Source organism: Bradyrhizobium sp. KZN70725 (assembly GCF_055264925.1).
In genome coordinates this window covers 1-3833 of the sequence record NZ_JBUYWT010000136.1, presented here as the reverse complement: position 1 = coordinate 3833, position 3833 = coordinate 1, and the positions used below count along the sequence as shown (strand labels likewise).

General features: G+C 59.5%; 5 protein-coding genes and 1 pseudogene. 1 reads left to right on the top strand and 5 read right to left on the bottom strand.

Annotated features, from left to right (window positions below; translation table 11 throughout):
- Window positions 1–95: pseudogene (locus ACZBJS_RS42045) on the top strand (IS5/IS1182 family transposase); the annotation flags it as partial.
- Window positions 96–476: 381 nt separating this feature from the next.
- Here the strand turns inward: ACZBJS_RS42045 and ACZBJS_RS42040 are convergent.
- The 5 genes from ACZBJS_RS42040 to ligD form a co-directional block, all read right to left on the bottom strand.
- On the bottom strand, window positions 477–1067 hold the full coding sequence (locus tag ACZBJS_RS42040; protein WP_463440285.1) for a PAS domain-containing protein: 591 nt from the start codon (window positions 1065–1067) through the stop codon (window positions 477–479).
- 533 nt (window positions 1068–1600) lie between these two features.
- Window positions 1601–1945, bottom strand: coding sequence for a hypothetical protein (locus ACZBJS_RS42035; RefSeq protein ID WP_316398713.1), 345 nt, complete (start codon window positions 1943–1945; stop codon window positions 1601–1603).
- 165 nt (window positions 1946–2110) lie between these two features.
- Window positions 2111–2374 (bottom strand): hypothetical protein, encoded by a 264-nt coding sequence (locus ACZBJS_RS42030; protein ID WP_316398714.1) that lies wholly within the window; start codon window positions 2372–2374, stop codon window positions 2111–2113.
- A 35-nt stretch (window positions 2375–2409) separates the two neighbouring features.
- On the bottom strand, window positions 2410–2577 hold the full coding sequence (locus ACZBJS_RS42025; protein ID WP_316398715.1) for a hypothetical protein: 168 nt from the start codon (window positions 2575–2577) through the stop codon (window positions 2410–2412).
- 279 nt (window positions 2578–2856) lie between these two features.
- Window positions 2857–3738 (bottom strand): non-homologous end-joining DNA ligase, encoded by an 882-nt coding sequence (gene ligD, locus ACZBJS_RS42020; protein WP_463440284.1) that lies wholly within the window; start codon window positions 3736–3738, stop codon window positions 2857–2859.
- Between the last annotated feature and the right edge of the window lie 95 nt (window positions 3739–3833).

Sequence of the window (3833 nt, the reverse complement as noted above, 5' to 3'; positions counted from 1 at the left end):
AGCAATTCCGCCGCGTCGCAACCCGCTTCGAAAAGACCGCCCGAAATTACCTTGCCGTCATCACTCTCGCAGCCATCGTCCTATGGCTGCGATAACTGTCCACACCGCCTAAACCAGTGGGCTCGTAATTCAGTTCCACAGAGCCCTTCAGGCCCTGCGCCGCGCTGAGATCGATTAGCCTGGAGCCAAAGCCGGAGCGAGTTGGCGGGGTGATGGGCGGGCCGTTTTCCTCTCGCCAATCGATGTGAAGGACGACCTTGCCGTTCTCCTCCGATGTGCGCCAGCCAAGGTGTACCAGCCCTCCGGCCTTGGAGAACGCACCGTATTTCCAGGCGTTGGTGACCAGTTCATGCAGAATGAGGGTCATCGGCACGACTTGGCGTGGGCTGAGGCGAACTGCCGGCCCGGCGCTCACCCGGTATCGATCCGGGCCCGCGGCCTTCAACAATTGCTCCACCAGGGCACCCAGATCCGCCTCACCGCTGCCGTCGAGTGCGACGGTCTCCGCTTCGGTCACAGCTTGGAGTCGACCAATGAAGGCGTCCCGGTAATCCTTTGGCCGACCGGCCTTCGACATCGCCCTGATTAGCAAGAGCGCGAATGATCCCGAGGAGGTTTTTCATCCTGTATCGCGTCTCGGCGAGGAGGATGTCTTTTTGCGCTTCGCTCTGACGTCTTTCGGTTACATCCTCGAACAAGATCAGAATGCTGGTGCTGTTATTGTCGGGGTGCACCAGCCGACGGGCGCTCACGAGCATGGTTCGCTGGCCGATTGAGGGAAACTCGGCTGCTACCTCATACCCAACAATGGCGGCAGACTTGGGAACGATCTCGCTCACCAGTCGCCTGAGTTCGGGTATGTCCCACTCGCCGCCCCCAAGGGCGAACAGGCTTCGCCCGACGGTGTCGTCGCGTCCCACCTTGAAGGTCTCATAAAACCCGCGGTTTGCGCTAAGGACAGAGCTTGTCGGGTCGAGCACCAGGAGGGGTTCCTCCAAGGTGTCCACTATTCCTTGCGCCTGGACATGCTCGCTGCGCAGAAGTCGGTACAGGTCTTCGAGATTCATAGAACTCGCCTTGGAAGGTTACACACAAGGCTAATATGGGGCCAAGTCGTTCACAAACAAAAAGGGGCCGGCTGACCGTCCACACGATGTCTTGCTCGCTACGTCCACGCGTAATCTCAGTTTGAGCCGTTTACGCCGTTTGAGCCATTCCTAAGAGTTCCAGTAAGGTCGCGAAAGATACTCCTTGCGCGGCGACCGGGTCGGCCGCCCGCTCCAACCATCACAGCCCGGACCTGGCCACTATCTGTGATGAGAACGCCGGTTAGCGCTCCCGCCTTTCTCGAACAAGGGAGCAGCGCATACCGCAGTAAACCCTTCTCGCCCGTAGTGGAGACATGGGAATGCCCGTAATCCTGTTGTGGGGGATCCCCACCCTTATCGTTGTTGGCGGTGCTGGATACTGGTTAGTTCACATGCACTGATGCTATTCGATTAGAAGCGGCTCGTCCTGAATGGACGGGTCGCTTCGGCGCGCGAGAGCGTTGCCGCGGCTTGAGTGGCGGCAGCGGAAGTGCGTCAGCTAAGAGTTGGCTCTATGGCTTTGGGCTTGGTGAAGGTGTGGGCGAGGGTGGCTGAGGCGCCGGCGCTGGTTGATCCAGAGAGGTGATTGGCTGATCAGTGCCATTATGCGGAATGCAGGTTCCGGCATTCGCGAAGTTTCCGATGTCGTCCTGTCGAGCTCGGCGGCGGTGGCGGCTACGGCGCCCCTCGAATTCGTCGTTAGCCATTATCGAGCGTTGACTCAAGGCGCTGTAGGCGTTCGCATAAGTCTGTTGCAGCTGCTCCTCGGCGATCAAGCAATCGGAGAGCTTCTCGAACACAAGATCGGTCTGAACCGGCGCTACGCCACCAACCAATACGACTAAAATCCATTTCATGTCTTCGCGATCCCAACATTCGAGCCTGCCCCGCAAACGCTGGGAGCGAGCGCGTCGTTAAGCAATGTGGCTCCAGCGGAGGTCATGCATGCCAAAAAAAGAATGGGCACCAGATCGAAGATGAGAAAGGCCGCCAACGTGGCGGCCTTGGATAGTTAAAAGCGGCTAGTCGCAACGGCGGATCCTGCGTACTGATCCGTCGTCACGTTCGATCGTGACGGTGCGGCAACCGCGATAGCCGCGATCGTATCCGTAGGCACGATAAGCCGGCCGATCGTAGTCGCGGTAATACCCTCGCTGCGGGCCCACCGCCACTCCACCAAACGGGGTCTCAACTGCAACTTGAGCCGATGCAGGTGTGGCGGTGATTGGCGCGACTACAGCAAACCCGGCAACCGCCAACACGCCTGTCAGCAACAACGTTTTCATGGTGCTCCTCCTGGTCATTGAACCGCCGTGTAACATCACAGGTAGAGCAAAGTTCCTATGGTCCAATCAGCGGCGATAGTGGTGGTGATGTCCCCATCCATAATGATGCCCTCGGTGCCACCCGCGGTGGTGACCGTGGCCCCAGCCGTAGTGATGGCCTCGGCCGCCATGATGGCCCCAACCATGTCCGTGCCCGTGCCCATGTCCGCCCTTCACTTGAATGACGGCACTGTCGTCGCCGGTCAGCGAATTTGGTGTCGCAACGGGTAGCGCAGATGCTGACATGACCGGTGCCAGCACAAGAACGCAGGCGGAAAGTCCGCTAATCAAAATCTTCTTCGACATAGAGCTCCCTCCCTTGATTGCAGCCATCAATGATCTTCCGTTCAGTTACCACAACGATGGCTGAACTGTGCGTTCATGCGACGTTCAGTGAGAGGGGCGCGGGGAGATAAAGCGCGGCAGTTCAACTGGCGGCTCACTCATAGGTCCTCACGCACGCCACGGAAGAAGGGATGCCGCACTATCCCCTCGGCTGATTTCGCGCGGTGCTCGATCTCGGCGAGCAGCTTCGGCTCAACCCAAATTCCCTTGTGCCTGATGCGCTTGGAATAGGGTTGCTTCTTTCGGATTAGCGGCGTCAGGCGCTTCCGGAGATCCGCGGCCGAGGCTTTGTCAAAGCCGTGGTCGACCTTGCCGGCGTAGATCAGGGCGTCGCCTTCGCGCCGACCAACATAGATGCCGTCCCAATCATTGCCGTCGACAGCAAAGCCCGCGATGGTCAGTGTCTCGTGCTGAGCGCAGGTCTTCTTGACCCAGTCGCGGCTCCGGATGCCGGTCGGATAGACGCTATCCGCTATCTTCGACACCACGCCCTCATAGCCGAGCTTGCAGGCATGGGCGAACATCTCGGGGCCGTCGACTTCGAAGCTCTCACTGAACTGGATGGCGGTGCCGGCGACGAGCTTCTTCAGCACGGCCTTGCGTTCCTTCAGCGGCAGCTTCCGGAGATCGCGGCCGTTGAGATAGAGCAGATCGAAGGCTACCAGTACGATCCTGGTCGAGTGGCCGCGGAGCTCGTTCTGCAACACCGAGAAATCGGTGGTGCCATCTGCAGCCGGCACCACGATCTCGCCGTCGATGATCGCCGAGGCGGCAGAGATGTGCCAGGCGTCGTCAGCGACTTTCTTGAAGCGCTTGGTCCAGTCGTGGCCGCGGCGGGTGAAGATCTTCACCTCCTCGTTGGCGAGGTGCACTTGCACGCGGTAGCCGTCGAACTTGATCTCATGGACCCATCGGGTGCCGCGCGGCACCTTGTCGATAGGCGACGCCAGCGCGGGCGCGATGAATGCGTGTTTCGGCAATTTCCGGACAGCAATTTCGGTAATTCGCGGACAGCGATTTCAGTAATTCCGGGACAGGGATTCCGCTAAATCGCGGACAGTTGCGGGAGGTTGGT

Coding starts and splice junctions, on each gene's coding strand:
- ACZBJS_RS42025 (WP_316398715.1), bottom strand. CDS start 2,577: ATGGGCACGGGCACGGACATGGTTGGGGCCATCATGGCGGCCGAGGCC.
- ACZBJS_RS42040 (WP_463440285.1), bottom strand. CDS start 1,067: ATGAATCTCGAAGACCTGTACCGACTTCTGCGCAGCGAGCATGTCCAG.
- ACZBJS_RS42030 (WP_316398714.1), bottom strand. CDS start 2,374: ATGAAAACGTTGTTGCTGACAGGCGTGTTGGCGGTTGCCGGGTTTGCT.
- ACZBJS_RS42035 (WP_316398713.1), bottom strand. CDS start 1,945: ATGAAATGGATTTTAGTCGTATTGGTTGGTGGCGTAGCGCCGGTTCAG.